Genomic DNA, 23,720 nt, shown 5'->3' with positions numbered 1-23,720 from the left:
GACCGCATGCAAACTGTTTCCTGTCCCAGCTGCGGCGCGGAAGTCCACTTCCGCTCGCACGCTTCCGTGCTGGCCGTGTGCGAGTACTGCCACAGCACCATCATCAAGGATGCCGACGCGGTGCGCGATATCGGCAAGATGTCGGCCGTGCTGGAAGATTATTCACCGATCCAGGTTGGCACGGCAGGCGTGCACGAAGGCGTCAATTTCACGGTCGTCGGGCGCATCCAGCAGCGCTACGCGGCCGGCACCTGGAACGAGTGGTATGTGCTGTTCGATGACGCCAGCACGGCGTGGCTGGGCGACTCGTCCGGCCTGTACACGCTCACGCGCGAGCGCAAGGCCAGCGGCACCCTGCCTGCCTTTGCCGAACTGCGCCCGGGCCAGCGCTACACCATCAATGGCGAACCCTATACGGCGGCCGAAGTGCGCAGCGGCGAGTGCATCGCCGGCCAGGGCGAGCTGCCGTTCAAGGTCGGCAGCGGCTGGCGCATCCAGGTGGCCGATTTGCGCAACTACGCCAGCTTCGCCACGCTCGACTATACGGATGGCCCGCAGCCGGTGCTGTACCAGGGCGTGGCCGTCACCCTCGATGGCATGCAGTGCCAGCTGCTGCGCGACACGGACGCGATCGCACGCACCGCCGGCAAATACCGCGGCAAGCTCGATGCGCTCGACTGCCCTGCCTGCGGCAGCGGCATCCAGTATGTGCCGGGCGCCGCCGCGCAGCTGGTCTGCCCGTCCTGCCATGCCCAGCTCGACGCCAGCGGCCCCGAGGCGCAGGTGCTGGCCAAGGGCCGGCAAGTGGAAGACGAAGCCGACATCACGCTGGAGCTGGGCGCCAGCGCGAAAATCAACAATGCCGACTTTACCGTGATCGGCATGATGCGCCGCGCCGACGACGAAGGCAGCGCGTGGAACGAATACCTGCTGTACAACGCCATCGCCGGCTTTTTCTGGCTGGTGGAAACCGACGACGGCTGGTCGCGCGCCAACGTGCTGCCGAACTGGCCCAGCTGGGCCTCGCTGGAAGCCGAAAAATGCACGCTCGACGACACCACCTACACCAGGCTGTATGACTACGGCTCGCAAGTGACGTATGCGGCCGGCGCCTTCAACTGGAAGGTGGCGGTTGGCGACACCACCCATGTTTATGAATTCGAACAGGGGCAAACCAGACTGGCGGCCGAACTGAGCAGCGAAGAGATGACCTGGTCACGCTCGGTGCCGGTCGCCTACGACCAGATGAGCGCCTGGTTCGGCGCCGCTTTTCACGGCAGCATGCCGTCTTCGAACAGCAAGATGAGCCACCGCGGCGCGGCCAAAATCTTCATCATCATCACGCTGGTATTGAATGCGATCCCGATGTTCATCTCGTTTTCCAGCACCCTGATTTGGAGCCTGCTGGGCTGCCTGGCGCTGTTCGTGCCCGCCGTTTTCCTCGACAAGAACAAGACCCCATAATGAGCAAATACGTGATCTACGCACTGATGGTGACCTTCTCCGTCACGGCCGCCAACTGGGTGCGCATGTTCAAGGTGGCCGGCAGCGGCGGCGCCGGCACCACTGCGGCCAGCACCGGCAGCAGCTGGAGTTCGCGCACCGGTGGCGGTGGCGGCAGCTACGGTAGCGGCTCCAGTGGCGGCAGCAGCTATAACAGCGGCTCCTCCGGCGGCGGCCGCCACAAGTGAGCATGACGTCTCTCCCTTACCTGCCACACGGCACCCATCTGCTGGCCGATCTGTCCGGCGTCGCTGCGGCCTCCTTGCGCGACTGCGCGGCACTGGAGGCGCTGCTGCGCCAGGCCGCCATCGAAGCCGGCGCGCAGGTATTGCACGGCCACTTCCACAGCTTTGGCCAGGAAGCGGGCGTGACGGGCGTGCTGCTGCTGGCCGAGTCGCATATCTCGATCCATACCTGGCCTGAAGCGGGCTTTGCCGCCGTCGATATCTTTATGTGCGGCACGGCACGCCCACAGCTGGCGCTCGATATCATCAGCACCGAGTTGAAAGCGCGATACTCGACGCTGCAGACGGCGCGCCGCGCGCCGCCAGGGCAGGCCTGAACCGGTTGGCCGATTGCCAGGCGATCGCTTACACTGTCGGCTCGCTTCCCTACTTGTTGATCCCCATGCGCCGTTCCGCCCTGCTTGCCTTGCCCTTTCTGCTGCTGGTGTCCGCCTGCGACGACTATACGGCGCCCAGCCTGTACCAGGCCACCACGCCGGACTGCAAGACGTGGACGGACGGCTCGCGCTTCGAGCTGCCGCGCGGCATTACCGCCTACGCCACACCGCCGACCACCCTGAAAGACGGCGGCACCGAACTGGCACTGATTTTTACTTTGCCGGTCGGCACGCAAGCCAGTTTTACAAGGCTGTCGTTCCTGCTGGAAGAGCCGAAAAAGCCGCCATTTGCGAATGCCACGGTGACCACCATCTACCAGCGCGGGCTGGACCAGAAGGCGGAAATCGTCGACGTGATCGAGCAGTTGCCCATCATGTTCTCGGCGGTGGGCAACAGCAAGGCCACCCAATGGCGCCTGCGCCTGCAGCTGCCGCGCAAGCTGCCGCAGCGGTTTGACTTGAACATGCCGGACATGCTGGTGGGCGGCAAGCGCTATCCGGTGCGCACGTTTACGTATCGCTATTTTGACGAGCGCAAGGCCTACGGCATGTGCAGCTGATGTTGACGCCGGCGCGCGCCGCTGGCACACTAAGCAAGTACGCATAAATTCTTGTGACTTCTGACTTCCATAACCGGCGCTCTGCGGCGTTGCCCGCTGCTAGCAGTGCTCGCACTGCGTCGCATCGGGCGCCTTGCAGTGCATCCGGTTCTGTTCGTCATAATTTCACAATAATTTCTTGGTACTTACTTAGTGTTTTACATCACACCACAGGAGTAGACAACATGCGCCATTCGGATATTGCCGTGCTGTCGGCTGCCTGATCACTGCCCTGCTTTCATCGCATCCGGCCCGGCCGGATGGTTTTCCATACGCGTGATCGCGTAGCCGACTTTCCTCTTCTTTCGTGCCAGTCTTGCCCACTGGCGGTGCCTGCACGCGCAGGCGACATGTCCGCACGCGGACGACAGAATATGGAATCACGCTACCATGATCGCAATCGATTTTGAACAACTACGCCCCATCGGACTGCAGCAGGCCATCGCCAGCGCAGCCGCCCTGCTCGAACCCTCCTCCCCCGCCGCGCAGCTGATGCGCGTAAGCGCCGTGCACCGTGACAGCATTATCGTGCACGACGGCCATGCCGAGCGCCCGGCATCGATACTGCCGCAACTGTTGCACGACTTGCAGGCGCAAGACACCGTGCTGGCGGTCGGCGACTGGATCACTATCGAAGACGATGGTCACGATACGCTGTGGATAACTGCGCGCTTGTCCCCAGGCACGCAAATCGCACGGCGCGGCAATGACGGCCGGCGCCAGCTGCTGGCCAACAATGTCGATACGGCCTTGCTGGTGATGGGACTCGATGCCGACTTCAACCCGCGCCGCCTCGAGCGCTACCTGGCCATCGTGCTGGCCGCGCAGGTAGCTCCGGTGGTGGTACTCAGCAAGGCCGATGTGGCCGATGACGTGGCCGGCAAGCTGGCCCTGCTCAGGCAGCGCCTGCCCGCTCATCTCACTCTGTTTGCCATCGATACGCGCCATGCCGGCGACGTGCAAATCCTGGCACCGTGGCTGGGCGCGGGACAGACTTTGGTGCTGCTCGGTTCATCGGGCGCCGGCAAGTCCAGCCTGACCAACACCTTGTGCGCGGCGCGGCAGGCAAGCAATGGCGTGCGCCATGGCGACGGCCGTGGCCGGCATACGACGACGTCGCGCTCGCTGCACCGGTGTACTGGCGGGGCCTGCATCATCGACACGCCGGGCTTGCGCAGCTGGCAGGCCGACGCCGATGCCGAGACGCTGGCGGCCACATTTGACGACATCGCCGCGCTGGCGGCAAGCTGCCAGTTCCGCGATTGCCGGCATGCCAGCGAACCAGGTTGCCAGGTGCGCGGTGCGATCGACGCGGACCGCCTGCGCAACTATCACAAGCTGCTGCGCGCTGCACGACGCGACGACGAGACGCCGCTGCAGCGCATTGCCGCGCGCGCCAGGTGGAAAACCATCGTGAAGGCGACCCAGGAAAGGAACAAGCGCCGGGGATAAGTGAGTGCGCCCATGCCGGGCACACATGAAAAAAGGCAGCCCGAAGGCTGCCTTTTACATGGCTGCGTGCAAATTAATGCTTGCGCAGCTTGTGGATCGCGGCCAGTTGCGCAATCGCGCTGGCCAGCTCGGCTTGCGCTTGCGCGTAGTCGATGCCCGAATCCTTGTTGTGCATATTTTCTTCCGCCAGCTTCTTCGCTTCCAGCGCTTTCGCTTCGTCGAGGTCGTGACCGCGGATCGCGGTATCGGCCAGGACGGTCACGGTGTCAGGCTGCACTTCCAGCAAGCCGCCGGCGACGAAGACGAACTCTTCTTCAGCCTGGCCGACTACCTTGATGCGGACCGCGCCCGGACGGATGCGGGTAATCAAGGGCGTGTGGCGTGGGTAGATGCCCAGCTCGCCTTGTTCACCCGGCAACGCGACGAATTCTGCTTCACCTGAAAAAATCAATTCTTCAGCGGAAACCACGTCAACGTGAATTGTGTGTGCCATGTGTGTCCTATCGGGTTGAAGAACCCCGCCCGGTGAAGGGCGGGGTTAGGCCCAGACTTAACTTAGTTAAGTTTCTTGGCTTTTTCGATTGCTTCGTCGATCGTGCCGACCATGTAGAACGCTTGTTCCGGCAGGTGATCGAGTTCGCCCGACGCGATCATCTTGAAGCCTTTGATCGTGTCTTTCAGCGAAACGTATTTACCTGGCGAACCGGTAAATACTTCGGCGACGTGGAAAGGCTGCGACAGGAAACGCTGCATTTTACGTGCGCGGGCCACCAGCAGTTTGTCTTCCGGTGCCAGCTCGTCCATGCCCAGAATCGCGATAATGTCACGCAGTTCCTTGTAGCGCTGCAGCGTCGTTTGCACGGCGCGCGCAGTGTCGTAGTGCTCTTGACCGACGATCAGCGGGTCCAGCTGGCGCGAGGTCGAGTCCAGTGGATCGACGGCCGGGTAGATACCCAGCGAAGCGATGTCACGCGACAGGGCAACGGTCGAGTCCAGGTGGGCGAAGGTGGTTGCTGGCGAAGGATCGGTGTAATCATCGGCAGGAACGTAGACGGCCTGGATCGAGGTGATCGAACCGGTCTTGGTCGACGTGATGCGCTCTTGCAGACGGCCCATTTCTTCGGCCAGGGTAGGCTGGTAGCCCACCGCCGACGGCATACGGCCCAGCAGTGCCGACACTTCGGTACCGGCCAGGGTGAAGCGGTAGATGTTGTCGACGAAGAACAGAACGTCCTTGCCTTCATCACGGAACGATTCAGCGATCGTCAGGCCAGTCAGCGCCACGCGCAGACGGTTGCCTGGCGGTTCATTCATCTGACCGTAGACCATCGCCACTTTGGAGTTTTCCGGATTTTCCAGATCGACCACTTTCGCATCAGCCATCTCGTGGTAGAAGTCGTTACCCTCGCGAGTACGCTCACCGACGCCGGCAAACACGGACACGCCGCTGTGTGCCTTGGCGATGTTGTTGATCAGTTCCATCATGTTGACGGTCTTGCCCACGCCGGCGCCGCCGAACAGGCCGACTTTACCGCCTTTTGCAAACGGGCACACCAGGTCGATCACCTTGATGCCGGTTTCCAGCAGTTCTTGCGATGGCGACAGTTCGTCGTACGCAGGAGCGGTGCGGTGGATCGAGGCGATCTGTTCGTGCGATACCGGACCGCATTCGTCGATCGGGTTACCCAGCACGTCCATGATGCGACCCAGGGTTGCCTTACCAACTGGCACCATGATCGGTTTGCCGGTGTTCTGGATCATCATGCCGCGACGCAGGCCATCGGACGAGCCGAGTGCAATGGTACGGACGATGCCGTCGCCCAACTGCTGTTGTACTTCCAGGGTCAGTTCCGAGCCCGCCATCTTCAAGGCATCAAATACCTTAGGCATCGCGTTGCGGGGAAACTCAACGTCCACCACAGCGCCGATACACTGAACGATTTTGCCATCAGCCATGTTCGTTCCTTCAAATATAGTTAAATTCGTTTAAACCGCTGCCGCACCGGCGACGATTTCGGAGAGTTCTTTGGTAATCGCAGCTTGGCGGGTCTTGTTGTAGACGAGCTTCAATTCGCCGATCACACTACCTGCGTTGTCGCTTGCAGCTTTCATCGCGACCATCCGTGCCGATTGCTCGGACGCCAGATTTTCTGCGACTGCCTGGTACACCAGCGCTTCTACATAGCGCTCCAGCAATTCGTCGATGATGCTTTGTGCATCCGGCTCGTAGATGTAATCCCACGAGTGTGCGCTCTTGTCGGCGACCATCTTGTCAGCCGTCAATGGCAGCAGCTGTTCGACCACTGGTTCCTGCTTCATCGTGTTGATGAATTTGGTGTAGCACAGGTACACTGCGTCGAGCTTGCCAGCCTGGAACTCTTCGAGCATGACCTTGACAGGTCCGATCAATTTATCCAGGTGTGGCGTGTCGCCGGTCTGGATCGCGTGAGCGATGACCTTGACGCCGATGCGATTCAAAAAACCCAAACCCTTGTTACCGATAGCGACTGCTTCAATCTTGTTGCCGGCCACTTCCAGCTCGCGCGACTTGGACGTCACCTGGCGCAAGATATTGGTGTTCATGCCGCCGCACAGACCCTTGTCGGTCGTGACGACGATGAAACCCGCTGCCTTGGCTTGCGTGCCTTGCGCTGCCGCCAGGAATGGGTGCGTGTATTCCGGATTGGCATTCGCCAGATTGGCGGCGATATTGCGAATCTTGTCACTGTAGGGACGAGCAGCCCGCATCCGGTCTTGCGCCTTGCGCATTTTGGACGCGGCGACCATTTCCATCGCCTTGGTGATCTTCTTCGTATTCTCTACGCTTTTGATCTTGCCACGTATCTCTTTGCTTGATGCCATGAGTCCTTACTCCTTCTGCGCGTAGGGCGGCGCCTCACTCGAGGCGGGCGCCGCCTGGCCGCTTAATATGCGCCGGATTTCTTGAAATCAGCAATGGCCGCCGACAGAGTTGCTTCGCTGTCTTTGTCGAGTTGCTTGGTTTCTTCGATCTTGGCCAGCAGAGCAGCTTGCTTGGTTTTCATGTAAGCGTGGACGCCTGCTTCAAACGACAGCACTTGCTTGACTGGCACGTCGTCCATGAAGCCCTTGTTCACCGAGAACAGCGACACGGCCATCAGCGAGATCGACAGTGGCGAGTACTGGGCTTGCTTGAGCAATTCCGTGACGCGGGCGCCACGGTCGAGCTGCTTGCGGGTCGATTCGTCCAGGTCCGAGGCGAACTGCGCAAACGCGGCCAGCTCACGGTACTGCGCCAGGTCGGTACGGATACCGCCGGACAGGTTTTTGATGACCTTGGTCTGGGCGGCGCCACCGACGCGCGATACGGAAATACCGGCGTTAATCGCAGGACGGATACCGGCGTTGAACAGCGACGTTTCCAGGAAGATCTGGCCGTCGGTAATCGAAATCACGTTGGTTGGCACGAAGGCCGACACGTCGCCTGCCTGGGTTTCGATGATCGGCAGCGCCGTCAGCGAACCGGTCTTGCCCTTGACGGCGCCGTTGGTGAACTTCTCGACGTAGTCGGCGTTCACGCGGGCTGCGCGTTCGAGCAGGCGGCTGTGCAGGTAGAACACGTCGCCAGGGTACGCTTCGCGACCTGGTGGACGGCGCAGCAGCAGCGAAATCTGACGATAGGCAACAGCTTGCTTGGACAGATCATCGTAGACGATCAGTGCATCTTCACCGCGGTCACGGAAGTATTCGCCCATGGCGCAACCGGAGTACGGCGAAATATATTGCATGGCGGCCGATTCCGAAGCGGAAGCGGCGACCACGATGGTGTATTCCATCGCGCCGTGCTGTTCCAGCGAGCGCACGATGTTCTTGATCGACGAGGCCTTCTGGCCAATCGCGACGTAGATACACTTCATGCCCTGGCCTTTTTGATTGATGATCGCATCAATCGCCACGGCCGACTTGCCGGTTTGACGGTCACCAATGATCAGTTCGCGCTGGCCGCGGCCAACCGGAACCATCGCATCGATCGACTTCAGGCCGGTTTGCATTGGTTGCGACACGGATTCGCGGGCGATCACGCCCGGTGCGATTTTTTCAATCGCGGCCGTCATTTTCGCATCGACTGGGCCTTTGCCGTCGATCGGCTGGCCCAGCGCGTTGACCACGCGGCCCAGCAGTTCAGGACCGACTGGCACTTCCAGAATGCGGCCGGTGCATTTCACCGTGTCGCCTTCGGAGATGTGCTCGTAAGCACCCAGGATCACGGAACCGACGGAGTCGCGCTCCAGGTTCATCGCCAGGCCAAAGGTATTGCCCGGGAATTCCAGCATCTCGCCTTGCATCACGTCCGACAGGCCGTGGATGCGGCAGATACCGTCGGCAACGGAAATGACCGTGCCTTGGTTACGCACTTCAGCGCCGCCATCAAGACCTTGGATCCGGCTCTTGATCAACTCGCTGATTTCAGATGGGTTGAGTTGCATACTAACTCCTAAAAGTGTTTCTCTCAGCTTGCGCGAGGGGTAAGGGTCTGTCTAAGCTGGCCTGCCGAAGCGCGTGTCTTACGACACCAGTGCGGCGTGCAATTGCTGCAGTTTGGCGCGCACCGAGGTGTCGAGCACCTGGTCGCCAACCACCACGCGCACGCCGCCGAGCAGCGATGGATCCACTGTGACGGCAGGGTTGAGCTTGCGACTGAATTTCTTTTCCAGCGTTGCGACCAGCTCGGCCGTTTGGCCTTCGCTCAGATCGAAAGCGCTCGTGATCTCGGCGTCAGCCGCACCTTCCAGACCGTTTTTCAACTGGTGGAATTGCGCGCCGATTTCCGGCAGCAGGCTGATGCGGCCATTTTCGATCAGCAGGGTGACGAAGTTTTTGACTTCTTCGTTGAGCGGCGATTTCAACAACGACAGGATGGTGGCGGCGACGTCGCTCTCCGAAACTTTCGGATTGCGCGCGTACGCCTGTACCTCGGGGTGGCTGCCGATCTGGGCCAATTCGGACACCAGTTCGGACCACGCCGCGAGGTTGCTGGACTCCTTACCTGCTTGGGCTACGCGGAACAAAGCTTCCGCGTAGGGACGGGCGACGGTTGCGAGTTCTGCCATGATTACAGCTCGACAGCAAGACGCTGCAACATTTCGGCGTGCGCCGTGGCGTTGACTTCACGCTTCAGGATCTGCTCGGCACCTTTGATCGCCAGGTCAGCCACCTGAGCGCGCAGTTGTTCGCGTGCTTTCGACAGTTGCTGCTCGGCGTCGGACTGGGCTTGCGCGATGATACGCGCCGCTTCAGCCTGGGCATTTTGCTTGATCTCTTCAGCAACCAGCTGGGCACGCTTTTCAGCGTCCGCAACGCGTTGCGACGCTTCTTCACGTGCACCGTTCAATGCTTCTTGCGCACGCTTTTCAGCGACAGCCATCGAAGCCTGACCTTGATCGGCCGCAGCCAATCCATCCGCGATTCGTTTGGCACGCTCATCCAGCGCTGTGTTCAGCGCTGGAAATACGAACTTCATCGAGAACCAGACCAACACCGCGAAGGTGATCATCTGGCCGATGAGCGACATATTGATGTCCATACCTTTGCTCCTGACTAAAAGTTTCTCCTAGGATTGGAGCGAATTACTGAGCAGCGGCCATCAAAGGAGCCAGGAACGGGTTGGCGAACGTGTACAGCAGAGCGATACCAACGCCGATCATCGAGATGGCATCGAGCAGACCAGCGATCACGAACAGTTTGGTTTGCAGTTGTGGCATCAGTTCTGGTTGACGTGCCGAAGCTTCCAGGAATTTACCACCCAAGATAGCGAAGCCCAAAGCGGTACCGATTGCGGCCAGGCCGATGATGATTGCTGCTGCCAGAACGGTCATGCTTTGTACTTGTGCGATCAGAGCTTGCATAAAATTCTCCTAAATTTAAAAACGAAAGGTATTAACAAAAAACAAAATATAAAGTTGCTGATTAATGCTTCTCAACCGCAAGGCTCAGATACACAACCGTCAACGCCATAAACACAAAAGCTTGCAAAGTTACAATCAAGATATGGAAAATTGCCCATGGACCACCCAACGCCCACTGTGCCCACCAAGGCAGCAACGCGATCAAGATGAAAATCAGCTCGCCGGCATACATATTGCCGAACAGTCGCAGCGACAGGGAGATCAGTTTTGCAACCAACTCAACCATTTGCAGCAAGAAATTAACTGGTGCCAACAAGATCGTGCCGATGATGCCACTGGCGTGGAACGGCGCGGTGAACAACTCCTTGATCCAGCCGCCCAGGCCCTTGGCCTTGACGGAAAACGCGATAATGCACAGAACCACCGAGAACGACATGCCAAAAGTATGGTTCACGTCGGCGGTCGGCACCACGCGCAGGTTATGCACGCCAAACCAGCTCAAAATCATCGGCAACAGGTCAACCGGCAGGAAGTCCATCGCGTTCAACAGCCAGACCCACACGAAAATCGTGATGGCCAGCGGCGCGATGATCTTGCTTTTGGCGTGAAAGGCCCCATTAATGGTCTCATTGACCATTTCCATGATCATTTCGACGAAGTTCTGCAGCTTGCCGGGAACACCGGCCGTCGCGCGGCGCGACGCCATGTAGAAAACGGCAAGGAAAACAAAGCCCAGGGCGGCCGAGATCCAGAAGGTGTCCAGATTGAAGGTGCCAGTGGCACTTTTCAAGTGGGTCAAATGGTGGCTGATGTATTCTGTGGCGTTGGCCGGGGCAGCATGGCCCGCTTCAATAGCGTGTTCTGTGGTCATAATGAATTTAGATTTGTCGTTTCAGAGCACAACGGGCCCCAAAACCAATGATTAAACAGCGAGCAATGAAAACCAGTATGCTAAGGTTGCCACCGCGAAACCCAAGATCAGCCATAACCAGGCGGCCGACTGAAACAACACCAGTGCCAATATAAACAGCACCGCTGTGATAAACATTTTCACCGCTTCCGCACGCACGTGCGCACGAAACGCCTTTTTGGCGTCGCTGGAGCCGCGAACGACCAGCATGGCATATGTCATGCTGCCAATGACGGCAATTGCACCGCCAACTGCGGCGGACCAGCCCTTCACACTGCCACCAAAAAACAGGGTTACCGTGGCGAAGCTGATGACGATTGCTAGCTGCAAGGCAACTACTTTGTAGACTGGCTTGGCAATGTTTTGCTTCGAATCACTCAATTACCAAGTTCCCGGAAAAAAATCTACACGCCCAAAGACACGGGATTATAGTTGGCTTTGTTCTACAGAGTCAAACGTTGGTGCACCGCAGCAGGGCAATTGCTGCATGAAACAGACGCTTTATCGACACTTCGCGGCCATTTGCACCAACATATGGCAAAGCGGCTTGCCGTGCCGCTTGCGCACGTGTTAGCAACCCGCCATTTAACCACGCAAACGGCTCAACAGGCCATCCAGTACGTCAAGATCGGCAAAATCAATTACCAATTGACCACGTCCCTTGTTGCCCATCTTGAATACTACCGGCGTGGCCAGCGCGTCGGACAGCTCTTCTTCCAGGCGCGCGATGTCGCCCGATTTTTCTTTCACGCGCGGTTCGGCCGGGTTGGCCGCTTCGTCGATGCTGCGCGTGACCAGTTTTTCCGTTTCGCGCACCGACAGCCGTTTCGCCACCACCAAGTTGGCCAGCGTGATCTGGCTGGCCGCGTCGACCGCCAGCAGCGCGCGCGCATGGCCCATGTCGATATCGCCGGCCATCAGCATGGTTTGCACGGGAGCGGCCAGGTTCATCAGCCGCAGCAGGTTGGAGACAGCACTGCGCGAGCGTCCGACCGCAGTGGCCGCTTGCTCATGGGTAAAATTGAAGTCGGTAATCAGGCGCCCAATGCCTTGCGCTTCTTCCAGCGGATTCAAGTCTTCGCGCTGGATGTTTTCAATCAGTGCCATGGCGGCGGCCGCCAGATCGTCGACATCGCGCACCAGCACCGGCAGGTCTGTCAGGCCGGCCAGCTGCGCCGCGCGAAAGCGCCGCTCACCGGCGATGATTTCATATTTGACAAGTCCGCTCAGGGTGTCCTGGCCGATCGGGCGCACCAGGATCGGCTGCATCAAGCCCTGTGCCTTGATCGAGGCGGCCAGTTCATTCAGGGCGCCCTCGTCCATGCGCGTGCGCGGCTGATATTTGCCGGCTTGCATTTGTGTTACCGACAAGGTTGTCGGCGTGCTCAGTTCCGGGCTGGCGAAGTCGCCGCCGCCCAACAGGGCGTCGAGGCCGCGCCCCAGACCTTTTAATTTTTTGGTAGCCATGCTGTCCTAATGAATTTTTTAAGTAAGCGCTCACATTATGACTGTGATCGCCTGCTTCTTACATATGTTTGATGCGTTCAACCATTTCGGCGCCAAAGGCGATATACGCTTGCGCGCCTTTCGAGCTGGGGTCGAAGTTGACGCCAGGTAAGCCATACGACGGCGCTTCGGCCAGGCGCACGTTGCGCGGAATAATCGTCTTGAAGACCTTGTCGCCAAAGTGCTGTTCCAGCTGGGCCGACACTTGTTGCGATAATGTCATGCGAGGATCAAACATCACGCGCAACAGGCCGATGATCTTCAATTCCGGGTTCAGGTTGGCATGCACCTTCTTGATGGTGTTGACCAGGTCCGACAGACCTTCGAGCGCGTAGTACTCGCACTGCATCGGGATGATCACGCCATGCGCGGCGCACAGGCCGTTCAGGGTCAGCATCGACAAGGCCGGCGGGCAATCGACGAGGATGAAGTCGTAGTCGCCGTCCACTTCGGCCAATGCATCCTTGAGCCGGCTTTCGCGGCGGTCCAGTTCCACCATCTCCACTTCGGCGCCGGCCAGCTCGCGGTTCGACGGCAGCACGTCGAAACGCCCCGCTTCCGAACGCTGGCGCGCCGTCCTGACATCGGACTCGCCCAGCATCACTTCATAGGTCGACGCGGTCAGCCCGGCCTTGTTGATGCCGGCGCCCATGGTGGCGTTGCCTTGCGGATCGAGGTCGACCAGCAGCACGCGCTGGTCCAGCTTGGCCAGGCCGGCGGCCAGGTTGACGCTCGTTGTGGTTTTACCAACACCACCCTTTTGATTTGCTACACAAAAAATTTTGGCCATGTATCTTCTAGTTGTAAATGGATGCACACTTCATTGTCGCGCCCCGGCTTTCCACCGAAACAATTTATACTGTTTATTCTATTTATACGATATAAATCATTTATATAATTTATACCGTATAAATGATTTATACCGTATAAATGATTTATATCATTTATTTTTCAGCGCTTAAATTCTTGTTATAAACACCAGATGGCGCTCCGCATTCAGCCCTGGAACCGTGATCGGCTGCAATTTCGTCACTTTCCAGTCTGCCGGCAGTCGCTCGCGCTCGTCTGGCGGGGCCACGCCCTTCAAGGCGATGAATTGACCGCCCTCCTCCAGCACGTGCTTCGACCAGTTGACGAAGTCGGACAGGTCGGCGAACGCGCGCGAGGTGATCAGGTCGAATTTCTGCTGTACTTCCAGCTGCTCCACGCGCCTGGTGTACACCGTGACGTTGGACAGGCGCAGTTCGGCCTTCACTTGCGTCAAAAACGCCGTCTTCTTGTGCACCGTATCGATCATCGACACCTTGATATCGGGCCGCGCAATCGCCAGCACCATGCCCGGCAGGCCGCCGCCGGCGCCCACGTCGAGCACATTTTTGGCGTCCGCGAAAGCGGGCACGGCGGCCAGCGAATCGAGCACGTGCAAAGTCAGCATCTGCAGCGGATCGCGCACCGACGTCAGGTTGTAGACGCTGTTCCACTTGGCCAGCAAGGCCAGGTAATCGAGCAGTTGTTCCGCCTGTTGCGCGCTCAGGTCCAGCCCCAGCGCGGTAATACCCTCATCTAAAATCTGGGCCAATGCGGCCCGGTCAAACTGCTTCATTCAACAACCTCGTCCTGTAAAGTGGTGGTCTGTATGTCGGCATGACCTGCGCCGAAGCCGCGCTTTTTCAGGTGCACCAGCAGCAGCGAAATGGCGGCCGGCGTCACGCCGGAAATGCGCGAGGCCTGGCCCAGGGTTTCCGGGCGCTGCTTGTCGAGCTTCTGGCGCACTTCGACCGACAGCGCGGTGATGTCCAGGTAATTGAAACCTGGCGGCAAAGCCAGGTTTTCATAGTGTTCGTGGCGCTCGATTTCCTTGGTCTGGCGTTCGATATAGCCGGCATACTTGAGCTGGATTTCCACCTGTTCGCGCACCGCGGGGTCCTCCACGCCGGGACCGGCCAGGGCTTGTCCTGCCACGCCCGTCATGCTCATCAGAGTGTCGTAGGCCACGTTCGGGCGGCGCAGCAAGTCCGCCAGCGAATACTCGCGTTCGATGGCCTGGCCGACGATGCGTTCCGATTCGGCGGCGGCCAGGATGCGGGGATTGACCCAGGTGGAACGCAGGCGTTCCAGTTCCAGGGCGACGGCTTCGCGCTTGCGCTCGAACGCCTCCCACTGCACGTCGCCGACACAACCCAAGGCGCGGCCGATTTCCGTCAGGCGCATGTCGGCATTGTCTTCACGCAGGCTCAATCGATACTCGGCACGGCTGGTAAACATGCGGTAAGGCTCCTGTACGCCCTGCGTGATCAGGTCGTCGACCAGCACGCCCAGATAGGCTTCGGAGCGGCCCGGTGTCCACGCGTCCTTGTCTTGCGTCAGCAACGCCGCATTGATACCGGCCAGCATGCCTTGTGCGGCCGCTTCTTCGTAGCCGGTGGTGCCATTGATCTGGCCGGCAAAGAACAGGCCCGCCACCACCTTGGTTTCCAGCGAGGCTTTCAGGCCGCGCGGGTCGAAATAATCGTATTCGATGGCATAGCCGGGGCGCAGAATATGCGCGTTTTCCATGCCTTTCATCGAGCGCACCAGGGCGATCTGCACGTCGAACGGCAGGCTGGTCGAGATGCCGTTCGGATAGAATTCGTGCGTCGTCAAGCCTTCCGGCTCGAGGAAAATCTGGTGCGATTCCTTGCTGGCAAAGCGGTGAATCTTGTCCTCGATCGACGGGCAATAACGCGGACCGACGCCTTCGATCACGCCCGTGTACATGGGGCTGCGATCAAGGCCGCCGCGGATGATGTCATGCGTCTGGCTATTGGTATGCGTGATCCAGCACGGCACTTGTCGCGGGTGCATGGCCGTGTTGCCCATCACCGAAAACACGGGCACCGGATCGAGGTCGCCCGGCTGCTCTTGCATCACGGAAAAGTCGATGCTGCGCCCGTCGATGCGCGGCGGCGTGCCGGTTTTCAGACGGCCTTGCGGCAGTTTCAATTCCTTCAGACGGCTTGATAACGAGATCGCCGGCGGATCGCCGGCGCGGCCGGCCGAATAGTTATTCAGGCCCACGTGGATCTTGCCGTCGAGGAAAGTGCCTGCCGTCAACACCACGGCGCGCGCCAAAAACTTCAGGCCGATCTGCGTCACGGCGCCCACCACGCGGTCACCTTCCACGATCAGGTCATCGACGGCCTGCTGGAACAGCCACAGGTTCGGCTGGTTTTCCAGGCGCGAACGGATCGCAGCCTTGTATAAAATACGGTCGGCCTGGGCGCGCGTGGCGCGAACTGCCGGGCCTTTCGAGGAATTCAAAATGCGGAACTGGATGCCGGACTCGTCGGTGGCGATCGCCATCGCGCCGCCCATGGCGTCCACCTCCTTGACCAAATGGCCCTTGCCGATGCCGCCGATCGACGGATTGCACGACATCTGGCCCAGGGTTTCAATATTGTGCGTGAGCAAAAGCGTCTTCTGCCCCATGCGGGCGGAAGCGAGTGCCGCCTCGGTACCGGCGTGACCACCACCGACGACGATGACGTCGAATTCTGTAGGAAATAACATGAGTAATAGGTAAATGCGAGGAGTGAGCTCCGATTATAGAGTCTTTTTGCGGCCATAACTTTTTAGCGTCCATTTTTTGCCTATTTTTTACTCAGCAAGCAAAGCCGGGCACCTGTTCCACGTGGAACAGCGCTGACGACCATCAGCCCGGTTTCACGTGGAACATGCACGGTGACCAAAAGCGGAGTAAGCTCGTTGCATCGTCTCGCACCGGAGTGCGCATGTCCGCCTTTCAGTTTCGCACCGTTCCCCATCTGATCAGCGAGCCCGGCGCCAGCAGCGAGCTCGGTACGCATGTCCGCCAGCATTTTCCCGCCGTGCGCCGCGCGCTGCTGGTGACCGATCCAGGCTTTCTCGCCACCGGCCTGGTCGCTACGCCACTACGCAGCTTGCGTGACGCAGGCATTGAGGTGCAGGTGTTTTCGGATGTCCAGGCCGATCCGCCGGAAGCCGTGGTACTGGCGGCCGTGGAGCAAGCCACATTGTTTCACGTGGAACTGGTGATCGGCCTCGGTGGCGGCAGCTCGATGGACGTGGCCAAATTGATCGCCGTGCTGGCACCAGGCCAGCAGACGCTGGCCGACATGTATGGCATCGGCAAGGTCCAAGGCGCGCGCCTGCCATTGGTGCAACTACCCACCACCGCCGGCACCGGCTCGGAAGTGACGAATATTGCCATCGTCACCACTGGCGCCGCCAGCAAGATGGGCGTGGTGGCAGCGCAGCTGTACGCAGACCTGGCCATCCTCGATGCCAGCCTGACCCTGGGCCTGCCACCCGCCGTCACAGCCGCCACCGGGATTGATGCGATGGTGCATGCGATCGAGGCCTACACCACGGCGCACCTGAAGAACCCGTTGTCGGACATGCTGGCGCGCCAGGCCCTCTCCTTGTTGTCCGCCAACTTGGTGCGCGTGTGCCGCAATGGCGACGATCTGGCGGCGCGGCAAGCCATGCTGCTCGGTGCCATGCTGGCCGGGCAGGCATTTTCCAACGCGCCGGTGGCGGCCGTGCACGCCCTCGCCTATCCGATCGGCGCCATGTTTCACGTGCCACATGGTCTGTCGAATGCGCTGGTGATGCCGCATGTGTTGCGCTTTAACCTCAGCCATGCAACACCCATGTATGCGGAACTGGCGGCCATCGTTGCGCCGCAAGCGAGCGGTAGCGAGGAAGCGCGCGCGCAAGGTTTGATCGCTGCCCTGCAGGCGCTGGCGGTGGAGACGGGCATCGTGCGCACCTTGCGTGAAGTGGGCGTCGCTGAAAGCGAGCTCGATGCACTGGCCGAGGCCGCCATGCTGCAGACACGCTTGCTGGGCAATAACCCACGCATCGTGACTGTGGATGACGCGCGCGCCATTTATGCAGCCGCTTGGTGAAATAACAGAGGAAAGAAGAAGATTGCACTGATACACTCAGCACATGAAGCCTGCCGATATCCCCATCCATCCGGACGCCACCGTCGCTCCCGCCCAAGGTTGCGCCGGTTGCCATGACAGCGAAGCGCTGCCGTTTTCCTTCGAGTATGCCTACCAGCCCATCGTCGACCTGGACACGCGCAGCATCTACGCCTATGAAGCGCTGGTGCGTGGCCCGAACGGCGAAAGTGCCGCCAGCGTGCTGGCGCAGGTGACGGACGAGAACCGCTACCGCTTCGACCAGACTTGCCGCGTGAAAGCTGTAGCCGGCGCCGCGCGCCTGGGCATGAAAGAATTCCTGTCGATTAATTTTTTGCCGAATGCCGTGTACCGCCCCGAAGTCTGCATCCGCAGCACGCTGGAGGCGGCGCGCACGCATAATTTCCCTACCGACAAAATCATCTTCGAAGTGACGGAGGGCGAACGGGTGCAGGACCGCCCTCACCTGGTCAATATCTTCCGCGAATACCGGCGCTTCGGTTTCCAGACCGCCATCGACGATTTCGGCGCCGGTTATGCGGGGCTCAATCTGCTGGCCGAATACCAGCCCGATATCATCAAGATCGACATGGACCTGGTGCGCGACGTCGACCGTCATGCGCCGCGCCAGGCCATCGTGCGCGCAATCGCCAGCCTGTGCCGCGAACTGGGTATCAAGGTACTGGCCGAAGGCATCGAAACGCGCGCCGAGCGCGACTTCCTGTCCAGCTGCGGCATCTCGCTGATGCAGGGTTACTGGTTTTCAAAACCCGTGTTCCAGGGCTTGGCAGAGATACCGGACAGCGCTTGGGATGTATAAGATAAGTACTAAAAAAAATGGCCACGTGAAACGTGGCCATTTTTTTGATGAATAGCGCTCAGTCCGGAATAGTCACCACCGCTCCCGCCACGGTGATGGTATTGGCCGGCGCGGGCGCGGGCGCGATCAGCGGCAGATTCACACTGGTGACCGGCGTGCTGGCATCGGGCCGGGTGACGGTGCGCACCACTTGCGATGGCGGCAGCGGCTGGTTCGAGCGCAAGTGGGCGTACATGGCGTCGAGCGCGCGGTTCAGGTACACGTGCAAGGGCACGATCAGGGTCGGCAAGGCGCTGCTGAAGGAGTCGAAGTGGTTGGCGTTGGTCACTTCGATATAGCGCAGCTTGCTATTAGCGCCCTCCACCGCCGCGTTCAGCCCCACATAAGCGCGCGAGGCATGATTGACGGGAATCAGCGTATCGCTGCGGCCGTGCACGATCATCGCCGGTTTACCGTTGAGCTTGCCGCTGGCACGCACCTGCGCCATGCCCTCGCGCACGCGCGCGCTTTGCGCAGCCAGCCCCCCCGTCAAGGCCGCGCCAGTAACGGCGTCGTTGCCGGTCGCCAGGCTGCGCAGGCACAGGAAGCCGTCGAGCGCCTGGTCGGGCAGATTGCTCGACGGCGAAACGGCGGCCGTATACAGACGCGCGCCGCCGACAGCATTCTCATAAATCACATTGCCAAGGATGCCGTTCTGCGTGGCGAAGCTGGCCGCCTTCTGCGCGCTGGTGTAGGCGACGGCATTGCCCAAGGCATCGGTCTGCGCAAAGCTGAAGCCGCAGACTTTATCCGTCGCGGCAAACCTGCCGTAGGCGTAGGCATAGGTCACGGCCACCAGGATATTCGTGCCCGCATGCGCAGCCTGCAAGGGATCGGCGTCCGGCAGCCAGCCATAGGCTTGCAGGCGGCGTTTCGCATCCTGCTGCTGCGAGGCCAGGTCGGCGCCAGTCAACAGGCCCTTGGCTAGCAGCGCGGTGCAGCGCCCGGCGTTGCCGGCCACGGCGGCAATGCAGGGCTGGTACAGCGCCGCATAGGTAGCGTAATCGAACAGCGCACGCCCGGCGCCGTTGACGGTCACCGCGCCCTGGCGCACGCTCCAGGCGGTCGATGGCTGCGGCTGGATCTGCGGCTCGCTGGCGGCCACGCCGCTGATCAATCCCTGGGTATCCTGCTCGGCCGCCAGCAAGGCGGCGCCGGCGCCATTGGAGATGCTCGAAGCAATCGTGATGGTGTTGGATGGCTTCAGGCGCACCAGATGGGCAACGCCATCGCGCGCGGTGGCGCCATAGCGCTCGTTCAACACGTAATAGGCAAACTCGACCGCCTGCAAGGTCGCCCTGCCCCAGTCCTTTTCGGGGTTCTGTTGCGAGTGCGCGTGCTTGAAGGCGACGCGGTTCGGATAATCTCTGGCAAAGGCGGCGCGGTCGGCATCAAGCAGGTCGGGCGCGAAAATCGCATTTTTCCCGGCTTGTGTGCGCGTCGCGCGCAGGCCGTTCTGCAGGTTGACGCTGTCGTCGTCGAACACATACAGGCCGGTGCCCGAGCCCTTGTCGGCATAGGCCACGGCGCAGCCTTTTTTCAGGCCCCATTCACCGGAACTGCCGATGGCGCCGTAAATGCCGCGCGAGCCGCTGGATGTCCCCGTGACGATGCAGGCGCGCTCGGGATCAAAACTGGCGGGCACCTGCACCATCAGGGTGAGGTTTTTCTTGCCCGTGCCATCGTCGGCGTAGGCCACGTACTCGCTGCCCGCGATCAACCCTTCGCCGCTGCCCGCCACGCCGTTGGCGTCGACGTTCGGGCCATACAGGCTGCCGTAGCCGCTGTTGGCTGCGATATCGAGTACGGCGCGGTAATTGGCGTGGATGGCGTTGCGGCGCAGTTCCAGCGCAGTCGGACGCTCGGGGTCGGCATAGGCGGGTACCGCAGCGGCCAGGCCGGTCTTGCCGAGACCGGCCGTCAATAAATCATTGGTCTTGCCATCGACATCGAGGCGCGTGATGGCGCCCAGGTAATCGGGCAAGGGGTTCAGGTCTTCGGCCGTGTGGCTGCTGCCGCAGGCGGACAACAACAAGAGCGCGCCCAAGCCGCCGGTGCGCATGATGGTGGTGGTCATAGCTGTTCTCCATTCATTGATGAGGTAACGCTAAAAACGGTCTCCAAATAAAAAACGCCGGACTCATATCCGGCGTTGCTTGCGGCTCAGGACTCAGGCGGCGGGCCTGGCGGCCCTGCCTCCGAAGCGGGCGATCGCCTCGCCCACGATACCGCGCCGGAACATCAGCACGCAGATCACGAAGATGATGCCGGTGACGATGCCCACCGATTCGCCCAAGGTCCCAAACCACTGCACGCCCGTGTGCGTGGCCAGGTAGGTGCCAAAGTCGCCCAGTTTGTTTTCCAGCGCAATGATCAGCACGGCGCCGAGGATGGGGCCGGCCAGCGTGCCCATGCCACCCACCAGAGTCATCAGGACAACCAGGCCCGACATGCCCCAGTACACATCGGTCAGGGTTTCAAAGCCCAGCACCAGCGTCTTGGTGGCGCCGGCCAGCGCCGCCAGGGACGCGGACAGCACGATGGCCGTCAGCTTGTACTTGTTGACGTCGTAGCCCAGGGAGATGGCGCGCGGCTCGTTTTCCTTGATCGCTTTCAACACCTGCCCGAACGGCGAGTGGATGGTGCGCACGATCAGGGCGAAGCCGGCGACAAAGATGGCCAGCACCACGTAGTACAGCACGGTGTCGTTACCCAGGTTGATGGTGCCAAACAGTGTTCCACGTGGAACACCCTGCAAGCCATCTTCGCCGCCGGTGAACGGCAGGCGCAGCGCCAGGAAGTACACCATCTGCGCCAGCGCCAGGGTGATCATGGTGAAATAGATGCCCTGGCGGCGGATCGCCAGGCTGCCCATCACCAGGCCCAGGAAGGCGCCGGTGACGACGCCGGCCAGCAGGCCCAGTTCCGTCGGCCAGCCCCAGGTGCGCAAGGCGTAACCGGTGACATAGCCGGCGCCGCCAAAAAACGCCGCATGGCCGAAGGACAGCAAACCGGTATAGCCGATCAGCAAGTTGAAGGCGCAGGCAAACAGGGCAAAGCAAAGCAACTTCATCAGGAAGACCGGATAGCCGTAAAACGGTGCGGCCAGCGCCAGCGCCAGGGCGATTGCGTAGCCTACATTTTTATTCATCGTGATTGCTCCAATACATGACTGATGAGATTACTTTTCTTTGCCGAACAGGCCGGCGGGACGCAGCAGCAGCACGATGACCATCACCACGAACACCACGGTGGCCGAGCCTTCCGGGTAGAACACGCGGGTCAGGCCCTCGATCACGCCCAGGCCCAGGCCTGTCAGGATGGAACCCATGATGGAGCCCATGCCGCCGATCACCACCACGGCAAACACGACGATGATCAGGTTCGAGCCCATCAGTGGCGAGACCTGGATGATGGGTGCGGCCAGCACGCCGGCAAAACCGGCCAGCGCCACGCCGAAGCCGAACGTCAGCGTCACCATCAGCGGCACGTTGATGCCGAACGCTTCGACCAGTTTCGGGTTTTCCGTACCAGCGCGCAGGTAAGCACCCAGCTTGGTTTTTTCGATCACGAACCAGGTGGCCAGGCACACCGCCAGCGAAGCGACGACGACCCAGGCGCGGTAGTTCGGCAGGATCATGAAGCCCAGATCGGTGGCGCCGGACAGCAATTCGGGCACGGCATAGGGCTGGCCCGAGACGCCATAGAAGGAGCGGAACACCCCTTCGACGATCAGGGTGATGCCAAAGGTCAGCAGCAAGCCGTACAAATGATCGAGTTTGTACAGCCAGCGCAGCATGGTTTTTTCGATCAGGATGCCGAAGGCGCCGACGATCAGGGGGGCGATCACCAGCATGGCCCAGTAATTGATGTCGAAGTAGCTCAGGCCGATCCAGGCCAGGAAGGCACCCATCATGTACATGGCGCCGTGCGAGAAATTGATGACGTTGAGCAGGCCAAAGATGACGGCCAGACCGAGGGACAACATGGCATAGAACGAGCCGTTGACAAGACCCAGCAGCAGCTGGCTCATCATCGCTTGTAATGGAACGCCGAAAATTTCCATGGCATCACAGTATAAAAAGCACCGCCGGATGACGGTGTGGTATCAAGGGAGGGCGCGGCGGCGCAAGGTGAAGCGTGGCCGGCATGCACGGCCACGACCACACTGCCCGCGTGGCATGGCGCCAGACGGGCAGTGTGGTCAGCTTATTTCCAGAGCGAACACTTCGATTCGGCCTTGGTCAGGTAGGCTTGCGCCCCCGGCACCGTGGCCACCACCTTGTAGTAATCCCATGGGTATTTCGACTCGGCCGGCTTTTTCACTTCCATCAGGTACATGTCGTGCACCATGCGGCCATCGGGACGCACTTCGCCGTTCTTGGTGAACATGTCGTTGATCCTGGTTTTTTTCAGGTAGGCCATGACCTTGTCGGAATCGTCGGTGCCGAGCGCCTTGACGGCCTTCAGGTAATTGGCTGCGGCCGAGTAGTCGGCTGCCTGCAGCATCGACGGCTCTTTCTTCATCTTGTCGAAATAGCGTTTCGACCAGGCGCGCGTTTCCGGATTCAGGTCCCAGTACCAGCCATCGGTCAGGTACATGCCCTGCGTCAGGTTCAGGCCCAGCGAATGGATGTCGTTAATAAAAATCAGCAAGCCGGCCAGTTTCACGCTCTTGGTCACGCCAAACTCATTGGCCGCCTTGATGCTGTTGATGGCGTCGCCACCGGCATTGGCCAGGCCGAGGATTTGCGGTTTGGCCGCTTGCGCCTGCAGCAGGAAGGACGAGAAGTCGGAGGCGCCCAGCGGATGCTTGACGCTGCCCAGCACCTTGCCGCCGGCCGCCTTGACGACATCGGCCGTGTCTTTTTCCAGCGAGTGGCCAAACGCGTAGTCGGCCGTCATGAAATACCAGTTCTTGCCGCCCTGCTTGACGAGGGTGCCGCCGGTGCCGCGCGCCAGTGCCACGGTGTCGTAGGCGTAATGCACGGTGTAAGGCGAGCATTCTTCATTGGTCAGGCGCGAGGAGCCGGCGCCAATGGCGACAAACACTTTTTTCTTTTCGGCCGCAACCTTGGCCATGGCCAGGCTGGCGCCTGAATTGGTGCCGCCGATCAGCATGTCGACGCCCTGCTGGTCGAACCATTCGCGCGCCTTGGAGGCGGCGATATCGGCCTTGTTCTGGTGGTCGGCGGAAATGAATTCGACTTTCTTGCCGGCGATAACGACACCGGCGTCGGCGATCGCCATCTTGATGGCTTCGGCGCCGCCAAGGCCGTCGACGTCGGAATACACGCCCGACATGTCGGAGATAAAACCGATCTTGATGGTGTCGCCGGAGATCTGGGCCTGGGCGGCGGAGGAAAAGCCCAGGGCACAAAGGGCAGCGGTGGCAATGGCGATAGCGTTACGTTTCATGGTGTCTCCGTTGAAAATCA

At 60.4% G+C, this 23,720-nt stretch carries 24 protein-coding genes; 7 read left to right on the top strand and 17 right to left on the bottom strand.

All coding sequences use genetic code 11. The features are described from left to right. Positions 1-6 precede the first annotated feature (6 nt). From CD932_RS11060 to rsgA, 5 genes are all read left to right on the top strand, one after another. A complete protein-coding gene (locus CD932_RS11060) occupies positions 7-1,464 on the top strand; it encodes a DUF4178 domain-containing protein (protein WP_094443587.1) in 1,458 nt (485 codons plus the stop codon). Further along, entirely contained in the window at positions 1,464-1,691 is a 228-nt protein-coding gene (locus CD932_RS11055; RefSeq protein ID WP_094442683.1) for a hypothetical protein, read from the top strand. Before CD932_RS11060 ends, CD932_RS11055 begins: the two co-directional genes overlap by 1 nt. Before the next feature lie 2 nt (positions 1,692-1,693). Beyond that, entirely contained in the window at positions 1,694-2,065 is a 372-nt protein-coding gene (gene speD / locus CD932_RS11050) for an adenosylmethionine decarboxylase (RefSeq protein WP_094442682.1), read from the top strand. Positions 2,066-2,130: 65 nt separating this feature from the next. Further along, positions 2,131-2,685, top strand: coding sequence for a hypothetical protein (locus CD932_RS11045; protein WP_094443586.1), 555 nt, complete (start codon positions 2,131-2,133; stop codon positions 2,683-2,685). A 429-nt stretch (positions 2,686-3,114) separates the two neighbouring features. After that, a complete protein-coding gene (gene rsgA, locus CD932_RS11040) occupies positions 3,115-4,176 on the top strand; it encodes a ribosome small subunit-dependent GTPase A (protein ID WP_094442681.1) in 1,062 nt (353 codons plus the stop codon). 73 nt (positions 4,177-4,249) lie between these two features. On the opposite strand, the gene CD932_RS11035 is transcribed toward rsgA, so the two are convergent. The 13 genes from CD932_RS11035 to mnmG form a co-directional block, all read right to left on the bottom strand. Beyond that, positions 4,250-4,669, bottom strand: a complete 420-nt coding sequence (locus CD932_RS11035) for a F0F1 ATP synthase subunit epsilon (RefSeq protein ID WP_094442680.1) — start codon at positions 4,667-4,669, stop codon at positions 4,250-4,252. 62 nt (positions 4,670-4,731) lie between these two features. Beyond that, positions 4,732-6,132, bottom strand: coding sequence for a F0F1 ATP synthase subunit beta (gene atpD / locus CD932_RS11030; protein ID WP_065307861.1), 1,401 nt, complete (start codon positions 6,130-6,132; stop codon positions 4,732-4,734). A gap of 30 nt (positions 6,133-6,162) precedes the next feature. After that, complete coding sequence (atpG, locus tag CD932_RS11025; protein ID WP_094442679.1) at positions 6,163-7,038, bottom strand: F0F1 ATP synthase subunit gamma; 876 nt, start codon at positions 7,036-7,038, stop codon at positions 6,163-6,165. A 62-nt stretch (positions 7,039-7,100) separates the two neighbouring features. After that, positions 7,101-8,642: a F0F1 ATP synthase subunit alpha gene (gene atpA, locus CD932_RS11020; protein WP_094442678.1), complete on the bottom strand. Its 1,542-nt coding sequence runs from the start codon at positions 8,640-8,642 to the stop codon at positions 7,101-7,103. A 78-nt stretch (positions 8,643-8,720) separates the two neighbouring features. Beyond that, the gene (locus CD932_RS11015) at positions 8,721-9,266 is read right to left on the bottom strand and encodes a F0F1 ATP synthase subunit delta (protein WP_094442677.1); all 546 of its coding nucleotides are present in this window, start codon (positions 9,264-9,266) and stop codon (positions 8,721-8,723) included. A 2-nt stretch (positions 9,267-9,268) separates the two neighbouring features. Then, positions 9,269-9,739, bottom strand: a complete 471-nt coding sequence (locus CD932_RS11010) for a F0F1 ATP synthase subunit B (RefSeq protein WP_094442676.1) — start codon at positions 9,737-9,739, stop codon at positions 9,269-9,271. A 43-nt stretch (positions 9,740-9,782) separates the two neighbouring features. Next, on the bottom strand, positions 9,783-10,061 hold the full coding sequence (gene atpE / locus CD932_RS11005; RefSeq protein ID WP_094442675.1) for a F0F1 ATP synthase subunit C: 279 nt from the start codon (positions 10,059-10,061) through the stop codon (positions 9,783-9,785). Between the two features lie 61 nt (positions 10,062-10,122). Beyond that, the gene (atpB, locus tag CD932_RS11000; RefSeq protein ID WP_094442674.1) at positions 10,123-10,932 is read right to left on the bottom strand and encodes a F0F1 ATP synthase subunit A; all 810 of its coding nucleotides are present in this window, start codon (positions 10,930-10,932) and stop codon (positions 10,123-10,125) included. Between the two features lie 51 nt (positions 10,933-10,983). Beyond that, a complete protein-coding gene (locus tag CD932_RS10995; RefSeq protein WP_094442673.1) occupies positions 10,984-11,352 on the bottom strand; it encodes an ATP synthase subunit I in 369 nt (122 codons plus the stop codon). Between the two features lie 204 nt (positions 11,353-11,556). After that, positions 11,557-12,438: a ParB/RepB/Spo0J family partition protein gene (locus CD932_RS10990; protein WP_094442672.1), complete on the bottom strand. Its 882-nt coding sequence runs from the start codon at positions 12,436-12,438 to the stop codon at positions 11,557-11,559. Positions 12,439-12,496: 58 nt separating this feature from the next. Next, entirely contained in the window at positions 12,497-13,267 is a 771-nt protein-coding gene (locus CD932_RS10985; RefSeq protein ID WP_094442671.1) for a ParA family protein, read from the bottom strand. 168 nt (positions 13,268-13,435) lie between these two features. Further along, the gene (gene rsmG, locus CD932_RS10980; RefSeq protein WP_094442670.1) at positions 13,436-14,080 is read right to left on the bottom strand and encodes a 16S rRNA (guanine(527)-N(7))-methyltransferase RsmG; all 645 of its coding nucleotides are present in this window, start codon (positions 14,078-14,080) and stop codon (positions 13,436-13,438) included. Then, on the bottom strand, positions 14,077-16,026 hold the full coding sequence (gene mnmG, locus CD932_RS10975) for a tRNA uridine-5-carboxymethylaminomethyl(34) synthesis enzyme MnmG (RefSeq protein ID WP_094442669.1): 1,950 nt from the start codon (positions 16,024-16,026) through the stop codon (positions 14,077-14,079). The genes rsmG and mnmG overlap by 4 nt, the downstream gene beginning before the upstream one ends. A 221-nt stretch (positions 16,027-16,247) precedes the next feature. Between mnmG and CD932_RS10970 the strand changes: the two genes are divergently transcribed. Together CD932_RS10970 and CD932_RS10965 are read left to right on the top strand one after the other, a co-directional pair. Next, on the top strand, positions 16,248-17,405 hold the full coding sequence (locus CD932_RS10970) for an iron-containing alcohol dehydrogenase (protein WP_094442668.1): 1,158 nt from the start codon (positions 16,248-16,250) through the stop codon (positions 17,403-17,405). A 43-nt stretch (positions 17,406-17,448) separates the two neighbouring features. Then, positions 17,449-18,243: an EAL domain-containing protein gene (locus CD932_RS10965; protein ID WP_094442667.1), complete on the top strand. Its 795-nt coding sequence runs from the start codon at positions 17,449-17,451 to the stop codon at positions 18,241-18,243. Positions 18,244-18,301: 58 nt separating this feature from the next. Here CD932_RS10965 and CD932_RS10960 read toward each other — a convergent pair whose 3' ends face one another. The 4 genes from CD932_RS10960 to CD932_RS10945 all read right to left on the bottom strand — a co-directional run bounded on the left by CD932_RS10960 (position 18,302) and on the right by CD932_RS10945 (position 23,700). Next, positions 18,302-20,359: a 3-hydroxybutyrate oligomer hydrolase family protein gene (locus CD932_RS10960; protein WP_094442666.1), complete on the bottom strand. Its 2,058-nt coding sequence runs from the start codon at positions 20,357-20,359 to the stop codon at positions 18,302-18,304. 93 nt (positions 20,360-20,452) lie between these two features. Continuing rightward, positions 20,453-21,433 (bottom strand): branched-chain amino acid ABC transporter permease, encoded by a 981-nt coding sequence (locus CD932_RS10955; protein ID WP_094442665.1) that lies wholly within the window; start codon positions 21,431-21,433, stop codon positions 20,453-20,455. A gap of 30 nt (positions 21,434-21,463) precedes the next feature. Beyond that, a complete protein-coding gene (locus CD932_RS10950; RefSeq protein WP_094442664.1) occupies positions 21,464-22,348 on the bottom strand; it encodes a branched-chain amino acid ABC transporter permease in 885 nt (294 codons plus the stop codon). Positions 22,349-22,491: 143 nt separating this feature from the next. Next, entirely contained in the window at positions 22,492-23,700 is a 1,209-nt protein-coding gene (locus tag CD932_RS10945) for an ABC transporter substrate-binding protein (protein WP_094443585.1), read from the bottom strand. Between the last annotated feature and the right edge of the window lie 20 nt (positions 23,701-23,720).

It is taken from the genome of Janthinobacterium sp. PC23-8, assembly GCF_002250505.1.
GTDB lineage: Bacteria > Pseudomonadota > Gammaproteobacteria > Burkholderiales > Burkholderiaceae_D > Janthinobacterium.
Note: the sequence above shows the minus strand (reverse complement) of the source record. Positions and strands in the feature narration are given on the sequence as shown.

Bases quoted from the DNA above. Each gene is read 5' to 3' on its own strand.
- CD932_RS11060 (WP_094443587.1), top strand. From the start codon at position 7: ATGCAAACTGTTTCCTGTCCCAGCTGCGGCGCGGAAGTCCACTTCCGC.
- CD932_RS11055 (WP_094442683.1), top strand. From the start codon at position 1,464: ATGAGCAAATACGTGATCTACGCACTGATGGTGACCTTCTCCGTCACG.
- speD (WP_094442682.1), top strand. From the start codon at position 1,694: ATGACGTCTCTCCCTTACCTGCCACACGGCACCCATCTGCTGGCCGAT.
- CD932_RS11045 (WP_094443586.1), top strand. From the start codon at position 2,131: ATGCGCCGTTCCGCCCTGCTTGCCTTGCCCTTTCTGCTGCTGGTGTCC.
- rsgA (WP_094442681.1), top strand. From the start codon at position 3,115: ATGATCGCAATCGATTTTGAACAACTACGCCCCATCGGACTGCAGCAG.
- CD932_RS11035 (WP_094442680.1), bottom strand. From the start codon at position 4,669: ATGGCACACACAATTCACGTTGACGTGGTTTCCGCTGAAGAATTGATT.
- atpD (WP_065307861.1), bottom strand. From the start codon at position 6,132: ATGGCTGATGGCAAAATCGTTCAGTGTATCGGCGCTGTGGTGGACGTT.
- atpG (WP_094442679.1), bottom strand. From the start codon at position 7,038: ATGGCATCAAGCAAAGAGATACGTGGCAAGATCAAAAGCGTAGAGAAT.
- atpA (WP_094442678.1), bottom strand. From the start codon at position 8,642: ATGCAACTCAACCCATCTGAAATCAGCGAGTTGATCAAGAGCCGGATC.
- CD932_RS11015 (WP_094442677.1), bottom strand. From the start codon at position 9,266: ATGGCAGAACTCGCAACCGTCGCCCGTCCCTACGCGGAAGCTTTGTTC.
- CD932_RS11010 (WP_094442676.1), bottom strand. From the start codon at position 9,739: ATGGACATCAATATGTCGCTCATCGGCCAGATGATCACCTTCGCGGTG.
- atpE (WP_094442675.1), bottom strand. From the start codon at position 10,061: ATGCAAGCTCTGATCGCACAAGTACAAAGCATGACCGTTCTGGCAGCA.
- atpB (WP_094442674.1), bottom strand. From the start codon at position 10,932: ATGACCACAGAACACGCTATTGAAGCGGGCCATGCTGCCCCGGCCAAC.
- CD932_RS10990 (WP_094442672.1), bottom strand. From the start codon at position 12,438: ATGGCTACCAAAAAATTAAAAGGTCTGGGGCGCGGCCTCGACGCCCTG.
- CD932_RS10985 (WP_094442671.1), bottom strand. From the start codon at position 13,267: ATGGCCAAAATTTTTTGTGTAGCAAATCAAAAGGGTGGTGTTGGTAAA.
- rsmG (WP_094442670.1), bottom strand. From the start codon at position 14,080: ATGAAGCAGTTTGACCGGGCCGCATTGGCCCAGATTTTAGATGAGGGT.
- mnmG (WP_094442669.1), bottom strand. From the start codon at position 16,026: ATGTTATTTCCTACAGAATTCGACGTCATCGTCGTCGGTGGTGGTCAC.
- CD932_RS10970 (WP_094442668.1), top strand. From the start codon at position 16,248: ATGTCCGCCTTTCAGTTTCGCACCGTTCCCCATCTGATCAGCGAGCCC.
- CD932_RS10965 (WP_094442667.1), top strand. From the start codon at position 17,449: ATGAAGCCTGCCGATATCCCCATCCATCCGGACGCCACCGTCGCTCCC.
- CD932_RS10960 (WP_094442666.1), bottom strand. From the start codon at position 20,359: ATGACCACCACCATCATGCGCACCGGCGGCTTGGGCGCGCTCTTGTTG.
- CD932_RS10955 (WP_094442665.1), bottom strand. From the start codon at position 21,433: ATGAATAAAAATGTAGGCTACGCAATCGCCCTGGCGCTGGCGCTGGCC.
- CD932_RS10950 (WP_094442664.1), bottom strand. From the start codon at position 22,348: ATGGAAATTTTCGGCGTTCCATTACAAGCGATGATGAGCCAGCTGCTG.
- CD932_RS10945 (WP_094443585.1), bottom strand. From the start codon at position 23,700: ATGAAACGTAACGCTATCGCCATTGCCACCGCTGCCCTTTGTGCCCTG.